Source organism: Pseudogemmobacter humi (assembly GCF_900609055.1).
GTDB lineage: Bacteria > Pseudomonadota > Alphaproteobacteria > Rhodobacterales > Rhodobacteraceae > Pseudogemmobacter > Pseudogemmobacter humi.
In genome coordinates this window covers 1-20,531 of record NZ_UXAW01000115.1, presented here as the reverse complement: position 1 = coordinate 20,531, position 20,531 = coordinate 1, and the positions used below count along the sequence as shown (strand labels likewise).

Sequence of the window (20,531 nt, the reverse complement as noted above, 5' to 3'; positions counted from 1 at the left end):
GGACGAGGTTCACCCCCCGCCCCTCATAGCGTTTGCGCAGGTAAACCAGCGCCTCGGCGGGGTCGGATCCATGCGGCAGGCGTTTCTCCAGTTCCGCCACGCTGACCGGCTCGGTCGCGGCGAAGAGGATCGCCTCGATCATGCGCTCCTGCTCGCCCATCGGCGGGGCGTCGAACAGGCTTTCCCCGGGCGCGTCGCGGCTCATGACTGGCCCTCTGACCGGCTCTCGGCGCGGCGGATCCGGATCGGGGCGAAAGTCTCGTCCTGGCGCAGCACCAGCTGGCCGCGTTTGGCCATTTCCAGCACAGCGGCGAAATGCGCGGCGGTGACCGAGCGCCGCGCCATCGGCGTGGCGTTCCAGCCCTCGGGCAGGAAGGTCGACAGATCGGCCCAGTCCCCGGCATAGCCGATCAGCCCGCGCATCCGGTCGAGCGCCTGCTCCATTGTGAACACATGTTCGCGATCCAGCACGAAGGGGCGGAAATCCTCGCGCGTCCTGATCCGTGCATAGGCGCGCATCAGATCCAGCAGGCTCGCGTCCCAGGTCACCTTGCGGTGCAGGCTCATGGTCTCGGGCTGGCCACGCACGAAGAAATCGCGGCCCTTCTGATCGCGCGCCATCAGCCGGGCGGCGGCCTCGCGCATCGCCTGGAGCCGTTCGAGCTGGAACGCCAGATGCGCGGCGAGTTCCTCGGCGCTCGGGCCTTCCTCGCCGGGCTCGGGCGGCAGCAGGAGGCGCGATTTCAGAAAGGCGAGCCAGGCCGCCATCACCAGATAATCGGCGGCAAGCTCGATCCGCAGTTTCGCCGCGCGGTTGACGAAGCCCAGATATTGCTCGGCCAGTTGCAGGACCGAGATCCGCCGCAGATCCACCTTCTGGGTGCGCGAGAGCGTCAGCAGCAGGTCGAGCGGCCCCTCGAACCCCTCGACATCGACGATCAGCGCCTCGGCCGCAAGCCGGGCCGTCGGGTCGAGCCGTTCGGGCAGCGACCAGTCCTCGGCAAGGGGCAGTTGCGTCTCGCTCATCTCCCGGCGCCTTCGGTCAGGGCCTGAAATTCCGCCTCCAGTGCCCCGGTGTCAACCGCCCCCGGCGCGCGGCGCTGCGCCAGCGCATGGGCGGCGCGGGCGCAGGCACCCTCGCCCATCTCGCCCGCGGCGGTCGCCACCTCCTGCATCTGCGCGAAATCGCCCTTGCAATGCAGCGCGATATCGCAGCCCGCCGCCAGCGAGGCCACTGTGCGCGCGGCCAAACTGCCCGACAGCGCCTCCATGTTCAGATCGTCGGTCATCAGAAGGCCGTGGAAGCCGATTTCCTCGCGGATCACCCGGATCATCTCCGGGCTTTGCGTCGCGGGGGCCTGCGCGTCGAGCGCGGTAAAGACGATATGCGCGGTCATCGCCATCGGCAGATCGGCCAGCGCGCGGAACGGCCAGAAATCCACCTCGTTCAGCTCCTGGCGCGAGGCGCGGACCGTGGGCAGATCCAGATGCGAATCCGTCACCGCCCTGCCGTGACCGGGCAGATGTTTGACCACCGGCAGCACACCGCCCGCCAGATAGCCGTCCGAGACCGCGCGGGCGATGCGCGCCACCGCCTCGGGGCCGGTGCCGTAACAGCGGTTCTTCAGGAAAGGATGGGTCTCGGGGCGCGCCACATCGGCGACCGGAGCGCAATTCGCGTCGATCCCCACGGCGCGCAACTCGGCCGCGATGATCCGGGCCTGAAGCTCCATCACGCGCGCGGCCGCGTCGGGCTCCAGCCGGGCGATCAGGTCGAGCGGCGGCTGCCATTCGCGCCAGTGCGGCGCGCGCAGCCGCTGCACGCGGCCACCTTCCTGGTCGATCAGGATCGGCGCCTCGCGCCCCACCGCCTCGCGCAGATCCGCGGTCAGGCGGCGCAACTGATCGGGGTCCGCGACGTTCCGCGCGAACAGGATGAAGCCGAACGGATCGCAATCGCGGAAGAAATCGCGTTCCTGCGGCGCAAGATCGGGCCCGGCGAGACCGAAGATCGCCGCCCCCCGGCCGACAGGGGCCGCGTCTGAACTCATCTGTGCGTCACCGGGATGCAGTTCACCCCTTCGGCCAGCGCGGCCGAGCAGAAGCGGCGCGCGTCGTCCTCGTTCTCGAAACCGTGGCCGCGCAGGCGCCAGAAGGTATGGCCGCCGCTTTCCGCCGCCTGGATCACCATGGCCTTGCCCGCCATCAGCGGGCCGAGCCGGGCGGCGATCTTCGTCCATTCCGCCTTTGCCTGATCGCCGCTGTCGAAAGCGCCGAACTGCACGAGGCGCGTGCCGGGGGCCAGCGTGGCCGGGTCGATCCCGACAGGGGGCGCGGGTGCCACCGATCCGGTCGTGGTGATATTCGCGGGCATCACGCCGGGACGGGGTTTCGGGCGCGGCGATTTCGCCATCGCGCCGGGCGGCAGATCCGGCGGTAGCGCGACCTCGCCAAGCGCCTCGGCCAGCGCCAGCGCGACGGCATCGTCCTGGCTGAGCGGCGCGGCTGCGGCGGGTTCGGGCAGCGCCAGCGCAGCAGGCCCGGCGGCGGCATCGCCCGTCACCGGCGGCAGATCGGTAGAGAGGCCCGGCACATCCTCAAGCGTCAGTTCGACCGGCGCGGGCGCCAGCACGACGCGATCCGAGGGCGCCGCCCCGTCGCGCGCCGCCACGTCATTGACCGCCAGCCCCTGGTGATCGACCACCGCGCCCCCGGGGTTTTCCGGGGCGATCCGCATCGGCCCTTCCATCGCGCGCACGACCGGCACGCCGCGCATATCGCGCACGGCGAGCTCCCAGCCCCACCAGCCGAGGCTTACGACCAGAGCGACCGATCCCGCCGCCCCGGCGATATTGACGATTTTCTGACCGCGCGACACCGCCTGATAACCGCCCCGCCCCGCTTCCGCGGCCTGGGAGGCTCTCCAGGCATCGAACCCGTCATAATCAGCATCTGCCATGCCTGACCTTTGCGCCTGCTCGTTCCAAAGCGCTTATTGCTGCGCCCTTTCGCATCCGGCCCGGCGCCGTTGATCAGCGCATTTCTTCGACCGGAGTGACGCCAAGGATAGCAAGACCGGCGCAAATGACAACGCCCGTGGCGCGCGCAAGCGCGATTTTCGCCTGGGAAAGCGCCGGATCGGCCTGAACGAAGCGCAATTCGGTCTCGTCATTGCCGCGATTCCACAAAGCGTGGAGTTCGGAGGCCAGCTCATAGAGGTAGAAGGCCACCCGGTGCGGCTCGTTGTTCTTCGCGGCGATCTCCACCAGACGCGGCCATTCGGCGATCTTTTTCAGAAGCGCGATTTCCGCCGGATGGGCCAGCGCCGCGTGATCGGCGGCGCGCAGGTCACCGTCGTCAACAGCGATCCCGGCCTCGCGCGCCTTGCGCAGGACCGAATTCACCCGGGCATTGGCATATTGCACGTAAAAGACCGGATTGTCCTTCGACTGCTCCAGCACTTTCGCGAAGTCGAAATCCAGCGCCACGTCGTTCTTGCGGGTCAGCATGATGAAACGGGTCACATCGGCGCCCGCTTCCTCCACCACATCGCGCAGCGTCACGAAAGTGCCCGCGCGTTTCGACATCTTGAACGGCTCGCCGTTCTTCCACAGCTTCACCAGCTGGATCAGCTTGATGTCGAGCGGTACCCGCCCGCCGGACAGCGCCGCGACGGCGGCCTTCATCCGCTTGACATAGCCACCGTGATCGGCGCCGAAAATGTCGATCAGCTGATCGAAACCGCGTTTCACCTTGTTGTAGTGATAGGCGATATCGGGCGCGAAATAGGTCCAGGAGCCGTCGGATTTCTTCACCGGCCGGTCCACGTCGTCGCCATGCGCTGTCGAGCGGAACAGGGTCTGCTCGCGCGGCTCCCAGTCCTCGGGGGTCTTGCCCTTGGGGGGCTCCAGCACGCCCTCATAGATCAGGCCGGCGGCGCGCAATTCCTCGATCGCCGCCTCGATCTGGCCGGTGCCGTAAAGCGCCTTCTCGCTGGAATAGACATCCATCTTCACGCCGAGCGCCGCCAGATCCTCGCGGATCATCTGCATCATCATGCCGGTGGCGAATTCGCGCACATCGGCGAGCCAGACTTCCTCGGGCTGGTCGATCAGGCCGGCGCCGTATTTCTCTTTCAGCGCCTCGCCCACCGGGATCAGATAGTCGCCCGGATAAAGCCCCTCGCGGATCGCGGGCTCCAGCCCGTTCGCCTCGCGGTAACGCTCATAGGCCGAGCGCGCCAGCACATCGACCTGCGCGCCGCCATCGTTGATGTAATATTCGCGGGTGACATCCCAGCCGGCGAAAGCCAGCAGATTGGAAAGCGCGTCGCCCACCACCGCGCCGCGGACATGGCCGACATGCATCGGCCCGGTCGGATTGGCCGAGACGAATTCGATATTGACCCTCTCGCCCCTGCCGATCTGCGAACGTCCGAAGCCTGTGCCCGCCTCCAGCACGGCATCGACCAGCCCCTGCCAGACCGGGGCCGCAAGCCGCAGGTTGAGGAACCCCGGCCCGGCCACATCGGCGCCCTCAATGCGCGGATCTTCCATCAGTTGCGCCGCCAGCGCCGTGGCGATGTCGCGCGGGGCCATTCCGGCGGGCTTCGCCAGCACCATCGCCGCATTGGTCGCCATGTCGCCATGGGCCGCATCGCGCGGCGGCTCGACCGAAACGGCCGAGAGGTCCAGACCTGCGGGCAGCAGCCCCCCGGCCGCCATCCGGCCCAGAGCATCCGTCACCGCACCGCGGATATCCGCAAAGAGGTTCATCTGATCAAATCCTGTCCTGACGCCCCGGCATTGCCAGAGCCGGCCAGCCAGGTCAAGCGAGGCGCATCACGCAAGGCCTCCGGCGATGGCCGTCCGCCTGCAAAGAAAACGGGGCCCGGCCCCCTCGCGCTTGCGGCCCGCCGTCCATCGGCTTCCCGAACCAATGGCGAAACCGATGGACGATCCGGGATATTTTCAGACTGAAAATGAGCAGATGCGGATCATGGATCATTTTCTGTCCTTAAATATCCCCGCCGGAGGCATCCGCTCCCGCCAGGGAGCGGACCTCTTACCGGAACAGCACCAGCGCCGAGGGGCTCCAGGCGAGCTGGACTTCAGTGCCGACATCCAGCACCGGGCGCCCCGGCACGTTGCGCATGGAAAGCCGCACCTCGACATCGGTGCCGCCGATGAACACGTCGTAATAGGTCATGTCGCCGAAATAGATCACCTCGTCGATCCTGCCCGCCACCGCGCGCTCCTGCGGCTCCTGGCCGGGGTAAAGCATGGTCAGCGTCTCGGGACGCAGGCCGACGACCGGCTCGCCCTCGCCGCGGGCGGGCGGCACCTGATCCTCGTCCAGCATCACCCGGCCAAGGCCCTTCGCCTCGACCTCGATCCTGCCGCCGGTCTCGGAGAGGATCTGGCAGGGGATGAAATTCATCGTGCCGATGAAATCGGCGACCTTGCGGCCATTCGGGCGGCGGTAGAGCGTTTCGGGATCGGCAAGCTGCGCGATCTGGCCCTCGAACATCACCGCGATCCGGTCGGACATCACCAGCGCCTCTTCCTGGTCGTGGGTGACCAGGATGAAGGTGATGCCGACCTGGCGTTGCAGCTTGATCAGTTCGACCTGCATATGCTCGCGCATCTTCTTGTCGAGCGCGGACAAAGGCTCGTCGAGCAGCAGCACCTTCGGCTTGAGGATCAGCGCGCGCGCAAGCGCCACCCGCTGGCGCTGGCCGCCCGAAAGCGCATGGGCCGCGCGGGCGCCGTAGCCCTTGAGGCCCACCATTTCCAGCGCCTCTTCCACCGCGGCGGCCTTTTCGGTTCTGGAACGCGGATCGCGGCGCAGGCCGAAACCCACATTCTCGGCCACCGACATATGCGGGAAGATCGCATAGCTCTGGAACACCATATTGGTGGGCCGGGCGTTGGCGGGCACCTTCGCCATATCCTTGCCGTCGATCAGCACCGCGCCATTGTCGATCCCCTCGAACCCGGCGATGGTGCGCAGAAGCGTGGTCTTGCCGCAGCCCGAAGGGCCGAGCAGCGAGAAGAACTCGCCCGCCCGGATCGTGCCGTTGATCCCGCGCAAAGCGTGGTAATCGCCGTAATATTTGTGAACGTCCCGGAATTCGATCATCGTCGGGCGGTCGGGGGAAAAGGTCACAGGAAGCCTCCGGTATCCTTGCCGCCGGTCCGGGCGATGCCGCGGCGGCGGAAATATTCGGCGATTGCGAGAAGCACGACCGACACGCCGACAAGGATGGTGCCGAGCGCCAGCATCGAGGGGACTTTGGCCGGGAAGCGGAACTGCCCGAAGATGTAGACGGACAGGATCGGCTGGCCCGAGCCGAGGAAATTCGCGACGATGAATTCGTCAATCGAGATGGTGAAGGTGATCAGGAACGAGGACAGGATCCCCGGCATCACCAGGGGCAGGATGATCAGCCGGAAGGTCGAGGCCGCAGACTCGCCCAGATCCAGCGCGGCTTCCTCCAGCGAACGATCCAGCGACTGGAAGGCCGAGGTCAGGATCGCCACCGCGAAAGGCGTGCACATCAGCACATGGCCCATGATCACCGTGAAGATCGACAGGTTGATCCCGATCCCGAGCAGCACGATCAGCAGCGACATGGCGACGATCATCTCGGGCAGCACGAGCGGCAGCATGATGAAGCCCATCACCACGGGCTTCCCCGGCCATTTGTAGCGCACCGAAGAACGCGCGGCGAAGATCCCCAGCACGGTCGAGAGCGTGGCGGTGGAGAGCGCGATGATCAGACTGTTCTTCAGCGCCTTCCACAGGTTCGGGTCGGCCCACATCTCGGCGAACCATTTCGTGGTGAACCCGGCCAGCGGGAAGGCCACGATAGAGGCGTCGTTGAAGGCGAACAGCGGCAGGATCAGGATCGGGCCGTAAAGGAACAGCAGATAGATCACCGCATAGGTTTTCAGACCGGGCGCGCGGTTCATTTGCGGCCTCCGAGGAAGCGGCGGTTCATCAGGATGAAGATCAGGCTGATCACCGCGACCACGATCATCGCGCTGGCCGCCAGCGCCGAACCCATGGCGAAGTTGCGCCGTTTCAAGAGCTCGACCTCGACGAAATTCGAGATCATCGGCACCTTGCCGCCGCCGATCAGCTCGGGCGTGACGTAATCGCCCACGGTGGGGATGAAGACGATCAGCACCGCCGCGATCACGCCGGGCATCGACAGGGGCAGCGTGACGCGCAGGAAGGTGCGGAATTTCGACTCGCCCAGGTCCTGGCCCGCCTCCAGCAGCGAGCGGTCCACCTTTTCCAGGCTGACGAAGACCGGCAGCACTGCGAAAGGCGCATAGGCATGCGCCAGCGTGATGATGATCGAGGTCACGCCGTAGGACAGGATGTTGAGCTGGCCGTCCATCAGCCCCAGCCCCATCAGCGAGGAATCGACGATCCCGTCATAGCCGAGGATGGTGCGCCAGAGCGCGACGCGGATGATGTAGCTGGTCCAGAACGGGATGGTGATCAGAAACAGCCAGAGCGCCTTCTTCGAGGGCTGGACGTGGAAGCTGACGAAATAGGCGATCGGATAGGCCAGAACCACCGTGGCCAGCGTCACCAGCAGCGCCACGAACAAGGCCCGTCCCGCCACCAGGAGATAGGGCGCCTTGGTCAGCGCCGCCGGAATCGCCCCCCATTCGCCGGAAAAGATCAGATCGAGGATATTGCCGTCGGAGCTGCGGAAGATGTTGTAATAGTTTTCCGCCGAGAACGGCAGGCTGACCGCGCCGCGCGAGCCGGTCAGCACCGAATAGACCAGAACCGTGGCGAGCGGCGCCGCCAGCAAAAGCAGCGTCACCAGCGCGGGCGGCGAGATCAGAAGCCATCCCGTCCGCGCCTCAGAGGATTTCGATTGCGCCATTGCCTCCCCGCGGTGCTGGTCATTATTTGATCAAATTCTGCCGGTGCCGCAGACTTCTGGCAAGCGTTTATTTCTGGCGCGGCCCTGGCGCCACCACAAAAATATCGTTCCGCTCAGCCTCTGACCATCTCAAACACAATGGCGCGCTTTTTCAGCTCATCATAAAGCGCGGGCAGGATCCGGCGCTGGCCGACGGCGACTTTCAGCGCGTCCGACAGCCGGTGCTCGAAAGCGTCGCGGCCCTCGACCCGCCAGACCATATGCCGCGCCACGCCGTCGTCATAGATCACCTCGACCGCATCGCCGCGCCTGCGCCAGCCCAGAAAGTCCGCCCCGCCATGCGGCGCATGGAAAGAAGTCTGCTGTCCCATTTCGAGATCTCGTTGTTGCTGCTCTTTCCCCCAGGGAACAGGCAGCACCCCCTCGCGTCAATCCTGGCCCGCCGCGAAAGCCCGCGGGCGAGTCCGCGCGGCCACACCCGCTCAGACCCCGAGCGCCGAGGGCGGGCGCGCAAGCAGCCGGGCAAGGCGGTCGAGCGCGGTCTCGAATTCCGCCATCGCGATATTGCCGGCCACGGCAAGGCGCACCGCATTGGGCGCCCGCCCGCCCACCAGCGCATATTCGTCGGCCGAGCGCAAAAGCACCCCCTCGGCCTCGGCCATGCGGGTGAAGGACGACGCCCGCCAGCCCATCGGCAGGTTCAGCCAGGCGAAGGGCACGCCCGGCTGCCAGGCCAGATCGAAACCGCCCAGCCGGTTCACCAGCACCTGGATGCGGCGGGCGAATTCGGCCTGGACGCGGGCGCGGATGTCCGCGGCCGCGCCCGAGGTGAACAGATGCAGCATCAGATCGGCCACCGGGCGCGAGAGCGCGAAGAATGCGTATTGCGCCGCCAGCCGCCCGGCCTCGCCCATCCCCGCCGGGCAGATCACGAAGCCGAAACGCAGCGCCGCCGAGATGGTTTTCGACACGCCGCCGACCAGCCAGACCCGCTCGGGCGCCAGTGCGCGCAGGCTGGGGATCTCGCTTTCGGCCACCGAATAGCAATCGTCCTCCAGCACCTGGAGGTCGTAGTGCCGGGCGATTTCGGCGATCTTCAGCCGCCGCTCGACCGGCATCCGGCCGGTGGTCGGGTTCTGCGCCTCGGTGGTCAGGCACAGAACCTGCGGCCCGTGGCGGCGGCAGGCGTGTTCCAGCGCCGCCGGAACGATGCCATGTTCGTCGATCTCGACCGCGACCACCTCGGCCCGGGCCGAGCGCGCCGAATAGCGAAAGCCCGGATAGGCCAGTTCCTCCAGCAGCACCACCGGCCGGTCGCCGCGCAGGCAGCAATCAAACACGAGGCTCACCGCATTCTGGCCGCCATGGGTCAGCATCACATCCTGAACCGTGGCCGGGCCGAGGATGCGGTCGCCCAGCCAGCGCAGCACTTCCGCGCGCAGCCGCTCCTCGCCGGCCTGGCTGGTATAGTCGAGCCAGTTCCCGCCGGTCTGCCCCGCGAGGATCATGAGCGCCTCGCGGAAGGCTTCCGTCTGGCCGGCCTCGGGCACCTGGGGCGGGCGCAGATCGACGAAACCGTTGGTGCCGGATTGTATCCGGTCGGTATAAAGCGGCTGTGTCGGGCCAAGGCGCGGATGGCTGGCGGCGACGAATGTGCCGCGGCCCACCGTGGCCTCCAGCAGTCCCTCCTGCGTGGCGAGCTGATAGGCCCGCGCCACAGTGCCCGGCGTCAGAGACAGCCGCCAGGCCAGATCGCGCACGGTGGGAAGCCGGCTGCCCGGGGCCAGTTCGCCCGCACGGATCGCCTCGCGCAGGGCCCGGCTCAGCCCCAGATATTTCGGACCGCTGAAAGCGGCAAGATCCGGCCGCCAGCTTGTATCAGGCACAATGTTGCTCTGGCTTCTGTTATTGTGGCATTGTATTCTTCATCGTAACAGAATTGCGCGATTGTATCAATACAAGGCGAGAGCGATGCAACAGGCCGTCATTCCATCACATTCCGCGGCCCGGACCCCGGGGCGCTCTGCGGTGGCCCGCCTGCTGCTGGCGCCCGGCCGGGGTGTGGCAGGCTGGATGGACCGCTACCGCTCGCGCAAGGCGCTTTCGCGCCTCGATGACCATCTGTTGCAGGACATCGGCCTGACCCGGCCGGACTGCACGACCGAGATCGAAAAGCCGTTCTGGCGGGCCTGAGCGCCCCGGACGGCACTGCTCCCCTGAGCCTGGGGCCGGCGCGTCCGGCCCCTCTTTTTTATCCTGCCGCCCGGCGGGCGATGGCCGACAGGATACGGCGGCGGATCAGACCGCTGACCGGGCGGATCAGATACCAATAGGGCCGCAAGCGGCGCAAAGCCCGACGGTCGTGGCAGATAATCCGGGTTTCCGTAAACAGCTCCACCCCGCCCGTCCCCGAGGGCGCGATCCTGAAGCCGAGCGCCAGCCGCGCCGCGCCCCCGGCCACACAGTCCCGCCAGGCGGCGGCATCCGTGATCGCGATCAGCCCGTAATCCGCCTGCCAGAACCGTCCGGCAAGACCGTAAACCAGCTCGCGGTCGCCCTCGCGACCCAGCAGGGTGAAATCGTCCAGCCCGAAGGGCGGACGGCGGCGGCGCGTCAGACGCAGCGGCAGTTCGCGCAAAGCAATGGCGGCGCGGAAGAGCGGATCGCTTTCGGGCCGGTAGCCGGCGACCGCCGCCATGACCGGCGCCGCAGCGGCGCGGATCCGGCGGCTGTGGATCTCGCGAAACTGAAATTCGGGAAGGAAATCGTCGATCAGGCCCATCGTCCCGCAATGCCCCCTCGCCCGCCGGCACACAAGGCCGCGCGCTGTCGCAGCGGCCAAAAGCAAAGCGCGGACCCGAGGGCCCGCGCTTGCCGTAAGATTGTAAAGCGGATCAGCGCTTCGAGAACTGGAACGAACGGCGGGCTTTGGCCTTGCCGTATTTCTTCCGCTCGACCACGCGCGAGTCGCGGGTCAGGAAGCCCGCGGCTTTCAGCGCGCCGCGCAGGGCCGGTTCGTAAAGCTGGAGCGCCTTCGAGATGCCATGCTTGACCGCACCGGCCTGGCCCGACAGCCCGCCGCCCGCCACGGTGGCGTAAACGTCGAACTGGCCTTCCACATTGGCGACCTGGAACGGCTGTTTCAGGATCATCTGAAGCACCGGACGCGCGAAATAGGCGTTCAGTTCCTTGCCGTTGACGGTGACCTTGCCCGAGCCGGGCTTGACCCAGACGCGGGCGACCGCATCCTTGCGCTTGCCGGTCGCATAAGAGCGGCCCAGCTTGTCGCGCACCGGGGCGCGGGGCGCGGCTTCAGCGGCAGCGGCCGGGGCGGCGGTGCCCACGGCGGCCTTGAGATCGTCGAGAGACTTGATATCGGCCATCGGGATTACGCGCTCCGGGTGTTCTTCTTGTTCAGCACTTTCACGTCGAGGACGGTCGGCTGCTGCGCTTCATGGGGATGCTCGGTGCCGGCATAGACGCGCAGATTGGTCATCTGCTGGCGGCCGAGGCGGTTGCGGGTGATCATGCGCTCGACGGCCTTGGTCACCACGCGCTCGGGGTGGTTGCCTTCCAGCACTTCGCGCACGGTGCGCGACTTGATGCCGCCCGGATGGCCGGTGTGCCAGTAGTAGCGCTTGTCTTCACGCTTGTTGCCGGTCAGCTGCACCTTGTCGGCATTGATGACGATCACATTGTCGCCCATGTCCATGTGCGGCGTGAAGGTCGGCTTGTTCTTGCCGCGCAGGATATTGGCGACGATCGTGGCGAGGCGGCCCAGAACGACGCCCTCGGCGTCGATCAGGATCCACTTCTTCTCGATGTCCGCCGGAGTTGCGGTGAAGGTTTTCATCGGTGGTTCCATCAGGGATTCGGGCGGAGGACAGCCCCCGCGAATTCGGATGCGGGCTTATCGCGCAATCTCCCGCAGCGGTCAAGAGCAGAGGTCAATAATTAAACAATGAAAATCAAGAAGATACATGATGGGGTTTAATGATACCCCATCAGCGCAGCCGCGGCGGCTTGTCGGGATCGCTGCCCGGCGCCACGGGCCGCAGCACCGCTGGCGCCTCGGGCTCCGGCAGATCGAAGCGCAAGGCGACGCGGGCCAGCGCCGCGAGGCTCTTGTCGTCGGGGGAGAGGAACGCCACGTCCAGCTCGCCCGCCTCGATGCCCGAGAACACCAGCGCCTCGCGCACCGCCCGCGCGAGTGCGGCCTGCGCGCCTTCCGCCGCGCCGGTGAAGGCCAGCAGATGCCCGCGCCTGCCGTCCTGCCAGCGCACACCGGCAAGGAAAGCCGCCCCCGCCAGCCCGCCAGCCCGCGCGAGCTTGCCGTCGAGCGCCGCGATCAGCGCCCCCGGGGCCGAAGGGGCGAAGAACTCGCCCGGGCTCGCGACGGCCTCGTCCGGCTCGCCCTCCAGGGTCTCGGCCAGCCAGTCCATCGCCTCGGGCGGCAACAGCATCGCCGAGGGCGCAACGCCAAGGTTCACCCCCAGCCCGATCCCCTGCCCTTTCAGCAGCCCCGCAATCACCCGCCCGGGCAACGCGGCCCAGGGCGCGATCCCGCCGGAAAACTCCGCCAGCCGCTCCTCGCGGTCGAACACCAGCACCACCGGGCCGCTTTCCAGATCGAAGACCTTCGGGTCCAGCTTCTCCCCCACGGCCTCGCGCTCCAGCAGCAGGAACAGCTCGCCATCGGCCAGCCGTTCGTAAAAGCGCAGCCGGGCGGTCTCGCTGGCGGGATCGGCCGAGACGGCGGCATGGGCCGCATCCAGAAGGGTCAGAACGTCGCTCATGGAGTCTCCAGCAGTTCGCGGATCCGGGCGCGCAGTTCCGGCAAGAGGTCGGTTTCAAACCAGGGATTGCGCTTCAGCCATCCCGTATTGCGCCAGGACGGATGGGGCAAGGGGAAGAAGCCCGCCGCCAGATGCGCACACCAGGCGGCGACGGTTTCGGTGACATTCCCCGCGCCGAGATACCAGCGCATCGCGGCGCCCCCCACCAGCAAAGTGAGCCGCACCTCCGTCAGGCTCTCGCTCACCCGCCCGCGCCAGGTGCGCGCGCAGACCGCGGGCGGCGGCAGGTCCGAGCCTTTGGCATCATAGCCCGGAAAACAGAAGGCCATCGGCACCACGGCGACGCGCGACAGATCATAGAACTCCGCCTCGCTCAGCCCGGTCCAGGCCCTGAGCCGGTCGCCGGAGGGATCGGTGAACGGCCGGCCCGAGGCATGAACCCGCGCGCCCGGCGCCTGGCCCACGATCAGCAGCCGCGGCCCGCCCGCGCCGGGGCGGAACCAGACCACCGGGCGCGGCTGATGCGCGGTCGCGGTCAGAGCAAAGCGCGGCGCGCAAAGCCGGCAGGCACGGATTTCGTCGACAAGATCCATGGCCGGAAGATAGGAGCCCCGCCAGCCGTTATCCAGCACACCCCTGCCGCACCCTCGTCCTCCTGACGAAAACACTCTCCGCACGCCCTGCCGCCCGCGGCTTTCGGCTATCTGCATCAGGAGAAAGTCCCTGCCGCTTTCATCCTGATCCAAATACCCCCGCCGGAGGCATCCGCCGCTGCCGCCCGCGCCGCCCTCCGGCAGAAGGGCCTCGCTGCAACAGCCTCACAATCATCGCCCCGCCGGATTGCCCGCGCCCGCCCCGGGGGCTAAGCCGGAGGGAACCGCCCCGCTTCGCCCAAGGCCCGCCCGATGTATCGTATCTCGCCCTATGTCCGGGATTTCGCCCTTGCGCTTCTGTCGGGGGCGGTTCTCGCCACGCTCTGGGTCAACCTTTCGCCCGCGAGCTATTACGATTTCATCGAATGGCGCATCGCCGATCTGGTGCTGCCGGGCTGGATCTGGGCCGGATCGGTCAGTCTGACGCCCTATCTGATCGTCACCGACATTCTGATGGCGTTGTTTTTCTTCTTCATCGGTAAGGAGTTGTGGGAGGCGATGGTGCTGGAGCGCGGCGCGCTCTCGGGGCGGCGGGCGCTGTTGCCGATGGGGATGACCCTCGGCGGGCTGACCGGCGCGGCTCTGGGCTGGCTGGTGCTTTCCGCGCTGATCGAGACCGCGGAAGAGGCGGTTCCCGGCGGCGGATGGGCCGCGCCTCTGGGCAGCGACACGCTGCTGGTCTGGCTGTTCGGCCGCGCGGTCTTCGGCCGCCGCCCGGCGCTCCATCTGGTGATGCTGCTGGCCATCGCCACCGACATCTTCGCGCTGCTGATTCTGGGCCTCAGCAACCCCAATCTCTCGATCCGCCTCTTGTGGCTCCTGCTGCCGCTGGCGACGGTACTGATCGTCCATCACCTCTTCGGCCGCCGCCCGGCCCCGGGCGCGACCGAGCGCGAGCGGCGCGCTGGCCAGGCGCTCTGGCCCTATCTGGTCGCGGGCGGGCTTTGCTGGTTCGGCACCGCCGCCGCCGGGATGCCGGCCTCGCTCGGCCTTCTGCCGCTGATCCCGGCGGTGGCTCATGCCGACCGCAGCTTCGGCCTGTTCGCCGAGGCCGAGGGCTTCCTGTACGACCCGCTGAACCGGCTGATCCGCTTCCTCGTGCGGCCGGTGACGGTGGTCTTGTTCCTGTTCGGCCTGATCCGCGGCGGCGTCGATCTTGCGGCTTTCGCGCCGACGACGCTGGTGATGCTGGGCAGCCTGTGGATCGGGCGGCCGCTCGGGATGATCCTCGTGGTCCTGGCGCTGGCCGCGGCCTTCGGCAGCCGCCTGCCGCGCGGCCTGCGCAAACGCGATCTGGGGCTGGCGGTGATGCTCTTGTCGATGGGCTTCACCGTGCCCGCGGTGGCGATCGAGGCCAGCGTGCCCGGCGGCATGATGCGCGAGGCGGCGCGGATGGGGCTGGCGCTCAGCCTGATCGCGGGGCCGCTCGCGGTGCTGATCTCGCGGCTGACCGGGCGGGTGCGGCCCGGCCCCGGCGGGGGCTGAGGCGCCGCCCGCGCACACGAAACGGTGCGCCAGGCTTCAGAAAGATTGTCATCCCCCCCTGCGCTCAGACATAATGCAGCCAGAATGTGATGCTATCCCGACCTGACGCGAATGGGACCGCGCAGGATGGCAAAGCGTCAGACCCGGCGCAGAACGCCGCGGAAACCGGGAAGACGGAGACAGGCGGCGCGCTCTTCGCCGAGATGGGCAGAATGATCGAATTCGACAGCGTTTCCAAATCTTTCTGGACCGGGACAAGGCGCAAGGTCATTCTCGACCGCGCCTCGTTCCGGGTCGAGGTCGGCCGCTCGCTCGGGATCCTCGCGCCGAACGGCACCGGCAAGACCACCCTGATCCAGATGATGGCCGGGCTGGAAAAGCCCGACGAGGGCCGCATCACCAAGACCTGCCGCGTCTCTTTCCCGCTGGGCTTCATGGGCGGCGTCTCGGGCAAGATGTCGGCGCTGGAAAACAGCCGCTACATCGCCCGGCTCTACGGGCTTGATCCCGATTACGTGGAAAGTTTCTGTCGCTGGGTCTGCGATCTGGGCGAATATTTCCAGATGCCGGTGGCGACCTATTCCTCGGGGATGCGCTCGCGCTTCAGCTTCGCGCTGCTGCTGGCGCTGGAATTCGACATCTATCTGATCGACGAGGGCATGCCCTCGACCGGCGATGTCGAGTTCAACCGCAAGGCGGGCGGCATCCTGCGCGAGCGGCTGAAGAACGCGACGGTTGTCATCGTCTCGCATTCGCCGCAGACACTGGAGAAATTCTGCCGCCAGGCGGCGGTGCTCAGAAACGGCCAGCTCTATATGTTCGACACTCTCGAAGAAGCGAAGCGTCTCTATGACTATGCTTAAGGCTGCGCGTTTCCACATCCGCCGCCCCGTTTCCCCTGCCCCGCCCGCGCCCCGGCCCGCGCAGCGCGCAGCCGGCGGACAGGATCAGGCGGCAGAGATGCTGTTCGACAATCACGAGGATGGTTTCGGCGATCAGCCCTTTCCCACCGCCGCCGCAGCAGGGACGGCGCCGGTGTCCGGCTCCGAGGCCCCGGCCGAGGCGCAGCTTGAAGCGATCCGCAAAGAGGGGCTGACCGGGCGCCAGCTGCGCACCGCGCGCAGGCTGGCGCAACGCCACAACCTGCCCGCCATCTCGGATTACGATGCGGTGCGGCTGCTGCGCGATGCCGGGATCGACCCGTTCCAGCGCGGCTCCATGCTGGATCTGGTGGCGGCCGAACCCGCAGACGGACCCGCGCCCCGCACCGCAGCGAATGGCGGCGGCGGGCAGCCCCCCGCCGAGCCGGGCCGGGCGCTGACGCCCCTGCCCGGGGACGGGGTGAAACTGCCCCAGACCATGAAGCCGATCCAGGTCCCCTCGACCGAGCAGCGCGCCGAGGTCAGCCACGCCACCGAAATCCTGCGCATGCAGCAGGAGATCGCCCGCCGCCGTCGCCACAAGCTGGCGCTTCTCTTCGCGCGGATGTTCGTCTTCGTGCTGCTGCCGACGATCATCGCAGGCTGGTATTTCTCCTCGGTCGCCACCCGGCAATTCGGCACCAAATCGGAATTCGCGGTGCAGATGGCCGAATCGCCGATGTCCGCGGCGGGGATGGGCGGGCTGTTGCAGGGCACCTCGCTCGCCACCTCGCAGGATTCGATCGCGGTCCAGGGCTATCTGCAATCGCGCGAGGCGATGCTGCGGCTGGAAAAGGACGTGGGCTTCCGCGACCATTTCAAGGGCGACGCGATCGACCCGATCATGCGCCTGCCCGAAACCGCCTCGCTGGAAGACGCCTACAAGCTCTACAAGCGGCATATCCTGATCTCTTACGACCCGTCCGAGGGGATCATCCGCATGGAGGTGATCGCCCCCGATGCCGATCTGTCGGTGCGCTGGTCGCAGCAACTGATCTCTTACGCTGAGGAACAGGTCGATCACCTGACCCAGCGTCTGCGCGCCGATACGATGCGCGGCGCGCGCGAAAGCTATACCGAGGCCGAGGCCGCGGTGATCGCAGCCCAGCAGAAGGTGATCGCGCTGCAGGAGCAGTTCAAGGTCCTGTCCTCCGAGACCGAGCTGACGCTGCTGACCACGCAGATCAGCACGCTTGAGGGCCAGCTGATCCAGGAACGGCTGGCGCTGGCCCAGATCGAGGCCAATGCCACCCCGAACACCGCCCGGCTGGAGCCGGTCAAACGCCGCGTCGCCACGCTGGAAGCCGAGATCGCCAGCCTGCGCAAGCGGCTGACCGAGGGCGGAGAGGGCGGCAATTCGCTGGCGCAGATCCAGGGCCAGCTTCTGGTCGCCCAGGCCGATGTGGAAACCCGGCAGATGATGCTTGCGCAATCCTTGCAGGCGATGGAAAACTCGCGGATCGAGGCCAACCGCCAGACGCGCTATCTTTCGACCTCGGTTTCGCCGGTGCCGCCGGACGAGCCAACCTATCCCCGGGTGTTCGAGAATACGCTGGTGACCATGCTGATCATGCTGGGGATCTATCTGATGATCTCGATGACGGTGGCGATTCTGCGCGAACAGGTCTCGTCCTGAACTGAGACGACCGGAGTGAACAGAATGAAAACCGTCAGGATCGGGGCGCTCAGCGTCGGGAACGACTGCCCGCTCGTGGTGATCGCGGGGCCCTGCCAGCTGGAAAGCCTCGATCACGCGCAGATGATCGCCGGGCGCATGGCCGAGGCCTGCCGCGCGGCGGGGGCACAATATGTGTTCAAGGCCAGCTACGACAAGGCCAACCGCACCTCGCTTGCCGGACGGCGCGGGCTGGGAATGGACGAAGGGCTGAAGATCCTCGGCGCGATCCGCGAGATGGGGATGCCGGTGCTGACCGACGTGCATTCCGAGGACCAGGCCCGCGCGGCCGCCCAGGTCGCCGATGTGATCCAGATCCCGGCCTTCCTGTCGCGCCAGACCGACCTGCTGCTGGCGGCGGGCAACAGCGGCGCCGCGGTCAATATCAAGAAGGGCCAGTTCCTCGCGCCCTGGGATATGGAGAATGTCGCCGCCAAGGTCGCCTCGACCGGCAACGAGCGGATCCTCTTGACCGAGCGCGGCGTGAGCTTCGGCTACAACACCCTGGTGACCGACATGCGAGGGCTGCCGGTCATGGCGCGCACCGGCTGGCCGGTGATCATGGACGCCACCCATTCGGTGCAACAGCCCGGCGGCCAGGGCGGCAGTTCCGGCGGCCAGCGCGAATTCGCCCCGGTGATGGCGCGCGCCGCCGTCAGCCTCGGCATCGCGGGGGTGTTCATCGAGACCCATGAAGATCCCGACAACGCACCCTCCGACGGGCCGAACATGATCCCGCTCGACAAGATGCCCGCGCTGATCCAGAGCCTGATGGCTTTCGACCGGCTGGCGAAAGCCGACCCGCTGCGGGTCTGACGCCTTTCGGGTGCCCCCACCCGGTCGCATCGGCCGGGCAGGCCCCCTCGTCATGCCCGCCGACCGGCTCAAACGCCCAAAGAGCGGCAAACGCCTGCGGCTTTCACCCTTCCCTGCATATCCCCGCGCAGAGCCCGGGGCGCGCGCAACCCGCGCTCAACGAGGGGCCGCCCCGGCAAGCACATCCCGCAAAGCCTCTTTCACCCTGATCCAAATACCCCTGCCGGAGGCATCCGCCGGCCGGCTACAGGCGGCCGGCGCGGAAGCCAGGCCCTCCTGTCCGGGTATCCGTCCCCGAGGCAATCCGAACCCGGCCCCGATCCGTGCAGAGCCATCTGCATGGTCTCGATTGCGCTCACAGCACCTGCCCTGCGGCCCATCCGCTCGACCAGGCCCATTGGAAATTATACCCGCCAAGCCAGCCGGTTATGTCCACAACCTCACCCACGAAATGAAGTCCGGGCACCGCTTTCGCCTCCATCGTGCGGGCGTCCAGCGCATCGGTGTCCACGCCGCCCAGCGTGACTTCGGCGGTGCGGTAGCCCTCGCTGCCCACGGGCGTCAGCCGCCAGTCGCCCAGGGAGCCCGCCACCGAATCCAGCACCGCGCCGGACATCTCCGCCAGCGGCTGACCCTTGCCATGCGCCTCGGCCAGATGCCGCGCCAGCCGCTCTGGCATCAGCTCCGCCAGCGCGGCGGCCAGGCCCGAGCGGCCCATCCGCCGCTTCGCCCCGCGCAGCACCTCCGCCGCGCCGCCCTGCGGCAGAAGATCGACCGAAATCGCCTGGCCCTCGCGCCAATAGCTTGAAATCTGCAACACCGCCGGCCCCGACAGACCGCGATGGGTGAACAGCATCGCCTCGTCGAACGCCTGGCCGCCGCAGGACACCCGGACCGGCAGCGACACCCCCGCCAGCGGCCGGATCCAGGCCAGTTCCTGTTCAGCGAAGGTCAGCGGCACCAGCGCGGGCCGGGTCCCGGTCACCGGAATGCCGAAATCCGCCGCCACCCTGTAGCCCCAGCCCGAGGCCCCCATCTTCGGGATCGACTTGCCGCCGCTCGCCACCACCAGAGCCCGGCTGCGCTGGATCCCCCGCGAGGTCGTCAGCGCGAAACCTTCCGCCCCCCGCGTCACCTCGCCCGGCTCGCAGGAGAGCCACAACTCCACCCCCGCCGCACGCATCTCTGCGGTCAGCCAGTCCACCACCTGCCTGGCCGAGCCGTCGCAAAACAGCTGGCCGAGCGTCTTTTCATGCCAGGCTATCCCCGCGCCCGAGAGCGCCCCGGCGATGTCCCATTGCGTGAACCGCTTCAGCGCCGAAAGCGCGAAACGCGGGTTCTTCCCCAGATAGTTATCGGCCGAAATGCCGGTATTGGTGAAATTGCAGCGCCCGCCGCCCGAGATGCGGATCTTCTCGCCAGGCTTCGCGGCATGGTCGATCAGCAGCCCCCGCCGCCCGCGCCGCCCCGCCTCGATGGCCGCGAACATCCCCGCGGCACCTGCGCCGACGACGATCGCATCCCAGGCCCCTGACCCGCCTCCAGGCATCGAAAACTCCTGTCATTTTTCCTGCACACCCCCCTTGCAGCCTCCGGGGAGCTTCGCTAAACACCGCCTCACGGTTGGGGCGTCGCCAAGTGGTAAGGCAGCGGTTTTTGGTACCGCCATTCCCAGGTTCGAATCCTGGCGCCCCAGCCAATCTTCCTGTGACAGTTGAGAAGACCAGCCGCAAGCGGGAAACCGAGCGTTGGCAAGGGGTTGGGCTGTTGCGAGGGTGGGGCAGTGGAGGAGGAATGCCCCAAGGGATGCCCCACGGGCCATGCCTATTTCAGCAGCAGGAACCGGGTGTTAGGCTGATCGCGGATCGCACGGAGCCAGACCAGATGCCAAACGAAATCAGGCTGCCCGTCTATCTCGATCAATGCATAATCAGCAGGTTGCAACCCGGCAGCCCAGAGCGCGATGATCTGCTCGCAATCCTGAGATTCATGACCGAGAAAGGAGTGACCTTCGTCTATTCCTGGCTCAACGTAGAAGAGTCGCGGGCATCAAGCAGGCCCGAAGTATTTTCCCAGATACTAGACGAGCTTTCTGCGGGGCTGCGGGGCTGCGGGGCTGCGGGGCTGCGGGGCTGCGGGAACCCAGCGGCAATTCTGACGGCAAGGCAACTCTTTCTCAGTGAGCTACTCCCCGGAAATCGGACAGTGACGGAAGCTACGATCTGACGTTTGCTGGTCTCCAATGACGAGGAGATCAGGAATGCGGAAACGCAGGAA

Annotated in this window: 22 protein-coding genes and 1 tRNA gene; 7 read left to right on the top strand and 16 right to left on the bottom strand. The window is 67.2% G+C overall.

Annotated features, from left to right (window positions below):
• From XINFAN_RS19320 to XINFAN_RS19275, 10 genes are all read right to left on the bottom strand, one after another.
• Positions 1-205, bottom strand: a 205-nt coding sequence (locus XINFAN_RS19320; RefSeq protein WP_199286469.1) for an SMC-Scp complex subunit ScpB, incomplete at its 3' end; no start/stop codon positions are given.
• Positions 202-1,026: a segregation and condensation protein A gene (locus XINFAN_RS19315; protein ID WP_124088499.1), complete on the bottom strand. Its 825-nt coding sequence runs from the start codon at positions 1,024-1,026 to the stop codon at positions 202-204. The genes XINFAN_RS19315 and XINFAN_RS19320, both read right to left, overlap by 4 nt.
• The gene (gene nagZ, locus XINFAN_RS19310; protein WP_124088498.1) at positions 1,023-2,051 is read right to left on the bottom strand and encodes a beta-N-acetylhexosaminidase; all 1,029 of its coding nucleotides are present in this window, start codon (positions 2,049-2,051) and stop codon (positions 1,023-1,025) included. Before nagZ ends, XINFAN_RS19315 begins: the two co-directional genes overlap by 4 nt.
• The gene (locus XINFAN_RS19305) at positions 2,048-2,959 is read right to left on the bottom strand and encodes an SPOR domain-containing protein (RefSeq protein ID WP_124088497.1); all 912 of its coding nucleotides are present in this window, start codon (positions 2,957-2,959) and stop codon (positions 2,048-2,050) included. Before XINFAN_RS19305 ends, nagZ begins: the two co-directional genes overlap by 4 nt.
• Positions 2,960-3,032: 73 nt before the next feature.
• The gene (gene argS / locus XINFAN_RS19300) at positions 3,033-4,775 is read right to left on the bottom strand and encodes an arginine--tRNA ligase (RefSeq protein ID WP_124088496.1); all 1,743 of its coding nucleotides are present in this window, start codon (positions 4,773-4,775) and stop codon (positions 3,033-3,035) included.
• Positions 4,776-5,064: 289 nt separating this feature from the next.
• Positions 5,065-6,141 carry an ABC transporter ATP-binding protein gene (locus tag XINFAN_RS19295; RefSeq protein ID WP_199286471.1) on the bottom strand — a complete coding sequence of 359 codons (1,077 nt, stop codon included), beginning with the start codon at positions 6,139-6,141 and terminating at the stop codon, positions 5,065-5,067.
• 23 nt (positions 6,142-6,164) lie between these two features.
• Positions 6,165-6,974: an ABC transporter permease gene (locus XINFAN_RS19290; protein ID WP_124088494.1), complete on the bottom strand. Its 810-nt coding sequence runs from the start codon at positions 6,972-6,974 to the stop codon at positions 6,165-6,167.
• Positions 6,971-7,909 (bottom strand): ABC transporter permease, encoded by a 939-nt coding sequence (locus tag XINFAN_RS19285; RefSeq protein ID WP_124088493.1) that lies wholly within the window; start codon positions 7,907-7,909, stop codon positions 6,971-6,973. The genes XINFAN_RS19290 and XINFAN_RS19285 overlap by 4 nt, the downstream gene beginning before the upstream one ends.
• 113 nt (positions 7,910-8,022) lie before the next feature.
• Positions 8,023-8,280, bottom strand: a complete 258-nt coding sequence (locus XINFAN_RS19280; RefSeq protein ID WP_124088492.1) for a hypothetical protein — start codon at positions 8,278-8,280, stop codon at positions 8,023-8,025.
• A gap of 111 nt (positions 8,281-8,391) precedes the next feature.
• The gene (locus tag XINFAN_RS19275; RefSeq protein WP_124088491.1) at positions 8,392-9,795 is read right to left on the bottom strand and encodes an aminotransferase-like domain-containing protein; all 1,404 of its coding nucleotides are present in this window, start codon (positions 9,793-9,795) and stop codon (positions 8,392-8,394) included.
• A 142-nt stretch (positions 9,796-9,937) separates the two neighbouring features.
• On the opposite strand from XINFAN_RS19275, the gene XINFAN_RS22040 reads away from it, so the two are divergent.
• Complete coding sequence (locus XINFAN_RS22040; protein ID WP_233352390.1) at positions 9,938-10,102, top strand: DUF1127 domain-containing protein; 165 nt, start codon at positions 9,938-9,940, stop codon at positions 10,100-10,102.
• A gap of 58 nt (positions 10,103-10,160) precedes the next feature.
• Here the strand turns inward: XINFAN_RS22040 and XINFAN_RS19265 are convergent, their stop codons facing one another.
• The 5 genes from XINFAN_RS19265 to XINFAN_RS19245 form a co-directional block, all read right to left on the bottom strand.
• Positions 10,161-10,691, bottom strand: coding sequence for a hypothetical protein (locus XINFAN_RS19265; RefSeq protein WP_124088489.1), 531 nt, complete (start codon positions 10,689-10,691; stop codon positions 10,161-10,163).
• Positions 10,692-10,803: 112 nt separating this feature from the next.
• Positions 10,804-11,292 (bottom strand): 30S ribosomal protein S9, encoded by a 489-nt coding sequence (gene rpsI / locus XINFAN_RS19260; protein WP_124088488.1) that lies wholly within the window; start codon positions 11,290-11,292, stop codon positions 10,804-10,806.
• 5 nt (positions 11,293-11,297) lie between these two features.
• On the bottom strand, positions 11,298-11,762 hold the full coding sequence (gene rplM, locus XINFAN_RS19255) for a 50S ribosomal protein L13 (protein WP_124088487.1): 465 nt from the start codon (positions 11,760-11,762) through the stop codon (positions 11,298-11,300).
• Positions 11,763-11,913: 151 nt separating this feature from the next.
• Entirely contained in the window at positions 11,914-12,705 is a 792-nt protein-coding gene (locus XINFAN_RS19250; RefSeq protein ID WP_124088486.1) for an SseB family protein, read from the bottom strand.
• Positions 12,702-13,298, bottom strand: a complete 597-nt coding sequence (locus tag XINFAN_RS19245) for a uracil-DNA glycosylase family protein (RefSeq protein WP_124088485.1) — start codon at positions 13,296-13,298, stop codon at positions 12,702-12,704. The genes XINFAN_RS19250 and XINFAN_RS19245 overlap by 4 nt, the downstream gene beginning before the upstream one ends.
• A gap of 312 nt (positions 13,299-13,610) precedes the next feature.
• On the opposite strand from XINFAN_RS19245, the gene XINFAN_RS19240 reads away from it, so the two are divergent.
• The 4 genes from XINFAN_RS19240 to kdsA all read left to right on the top strand — a co-directional run bounded on the left by XINFAN_RS19240 (position 13,611) and on the right by kdsA (position 18,254).
• Entirely contained in the window at positions 13,611-14,843 is a 1,233-nt protein-coding gene (locus tag XINFAN_RS19240) for a Na+/H+ antiporter NhaA (protein ID WP_124088484.1), read from the top strand.
• A gap of 212 nt (positions 14,844-15,055) precedes the next feature.
• Positions 15,056-15,706, top strand: coding sequence for an ABC transporter ATP-binding protein (locus XINFAN_RS19235; RefSeq protein ID WP_124088483.1), 651 nt, complete (start codon positions 15,056-15,058; stop codon positions 15,704-15,706).
• A 97-nt stretch (positions 15,707-15,803) separates the two neighbouring features.
• The gene (locus XINFAN_RS19230) at positions 15,804-17,399 is read left to right on the top strand and encodes a capsule biosynthesis protein (protein ID WP_233352389.1); all 1,596 of its coding nucleotides are present in this window, start codon (positions 15,804-15,806) and stop codon (positions 17,397-17,399) included.
• 24 nt (positions 17,400-17,423) lie between these two features.
• Positions 17,424-18,254 carry a 3-deoxy-8-phosphooctulonate synthase gene (gene kdsA, locus XINFAN_RS19225; protein WP_124088481.1) on the top strand — a complete coding sequence of 277 codons (831 nt, stop codon included), beginning with the start codon at positions 17,424-17,426 and terminating at the stop codon, positions 18,252-18,254.
• A gap of 355 nt (positions 18,255-18,609) precedes the next feature.
• Here kdsA and XINFAN_RS19220 read toward each other — a convergent pair whose 3' ends face one another.
• Positions 18,610-19,803 carry a BaiN/RdsA family NAD(P)/FAD-dependent oxidoreductase gene (locus XINFAN_RS19220; protein WP_124088480.1) on the bottom strand — a complete coding sequence of 398 codons (1,194 nt, stop codon included), beginning with the start codon at positions 19,801-19,803 and terminating at the stop codon, positions 18,610-18,612.
• 75 nt (positions 19,804-19,878) lie between these two features.
• Here XINFAN_RS19220 and XINFAN_RS19215 point away from each other — a divergent pair.
• Positions 19,879-19,953: transfer RNA gene (locus tag XINFAN_RS19215), tRNA-Gln, on the top strand.
• 185 nt (positions 19,954-20,138) lie between these two features.
• Positions 20,139-20,480: a hypothetical protein gene (locus XINFAN_RS19210; RefSeq protein WP_124088479.1), complete on the top strand. Its 342-nt coding sequence runs from the start codon at positions 20,139-20,141 to the stop codon at positions 20,478-20,480.
• Positions 20,481-20,531: the final 51 nt, after the last annotated feature.